Origin of the sequence: Streptomyces sp. NPDC101166 (assembly GCF_044768125.1) — a bacterium.
Lineage (GTDB): Bacteria > Actinomycetota > Actinomycetes > Streptomycetales > Streptomycetaceae > Streptomyces.
On the sequence record NZ_JBIWPF010000258.1, the window covers coordinates 1 to 1,136 of the forward strand.

2 protein-coding genes are annotated in these 1,136 nt (G+C 67.9%); both read left to right on the top strand.

Annotation, left to right across the window (positions count from 1 at the left end):
- The coding region (locus ACIRS4_RS38200) for a glycoside hydrolase family 3 N-terminal domain-containing protein (protein WP_404204874.1) at positions 1 to 207 on the top strand (207 nt) is incomplete at its 5' end.
- A gap of 130 nt (positions 208 to 337) precedes the next feature.
- Positions 338 to 946, top strand: a complete 609-nt coding sequence (locus ACIRS4_RS38205) for a TetR/AcrR family transcriptional regulator (protein WP_357094177.1) — start codon at positions 338 to 340, stop codon at positions 944 to 946.
- The last annotated feature ends 190 nt before the right edge of the window (positions 947 to 1,136 follow it).

A 1,136-nucleotide genomic window follows, 5' to 3' on the forward strand; every position in this document is an offset into this window, starting at 1 on the left:
ATCACCAGCCGGATGAGCATCGAGGACGCGGTGGAGGCCGCCCTGATCGCGGGGGCCGACAATGCCCTGTGGATCACCACGGACGCGGTGCCGAAGGTGCTGGACCGGCTCGTGGCGGCGGTGAACAGTGGCCGCTTACCGGGATCCCAGGTGGATGCCTCGGTCTTGCGCATGGCAAAGTTCAAGGGCTCCGCGCCGCACTGCTGAGATCGGCCCCGACGCCGCCGTCCAGGCATGGCGAATCACCGGCAATTCACACTGGCGGAACTTACCATGGAGTAAGATAAGGGCTTCGGCGCTTGCGATGAGCGCCGACTGTCCGGTCCGAGGAGAGTGAATGGCAGGCGGAACGAAACGGCTTCCTCGCGCGGTGCGCGAGCAGCAGATGCTCGACGCCGCCGTGGAGGTCTTCTCGCGCAAGGGCTACCACGACACCTCGATGGACGCGATCGCCGCCGAGGCGAAGATCTCCAAGCCGATGCTGTACCTCTACTACGGCTCCAAGGACGAACTCTTCCGCGCCTGCATCCTGCGCGAGAGCGCGCGGTTCATCGAAGCGGTCGCGGTCGCGGGCAACCCCAAGCTCACCCCGCACGAGCAGCTGCGCGCGGGCCTGGAGGCATTCCTCGCCTACGTGGACCAGAACCGGCTGTCCTGGCAGGTCCTCTACCGGCAGGCGCTCGGCCAGCAGCCGTTCGCCACCGAGATCGCCAACAGCCGCGACCGGATCATCGAGCTCACCGCGAAACTGCTGGAGTCCAGCGCCAAGTACGCCGAGCCGGGCACCAATTTCGAGGTGGTGTCGGTGGCGGTGATCGGCGCGGGCGAGGCCATCGCCGACCGGGTCGCCAGCGGGCAGATCGACATGGACGTGGCCGTGAACCTGCTCGACGATCTGGCCTGGCGCGGTCTGTCCGGCAACAAGAAGCGGGCCGAGCCCGCCTGAACCGGTGCGGCCCGCCGGACTTGCCGTCCCGGCGCGCGCCTGCCACAGTTCGCTGCGATCGTGTTGCAGGACGGCCCTTCCGGCCGGGGAGCGGGGACATCTTGTTCGGCTTGCTGAAGCCGTGCGCGCACAGTGCGGCACGGCACGGAATCGACCCCTCGGCGTGGCAGGCGCATATGTGCGGTCTGTG

Bases quoted from the DNA above. Each gene is read 5' to 3' on its own strand.
- ACIRS4_RS38205 (WP_357094177.1), top strand. From the start codon at position 338: ATGGCAGGCGGAACGAAACGGCTTCCTCGCGCGGTGCGCGAGCAGCAG.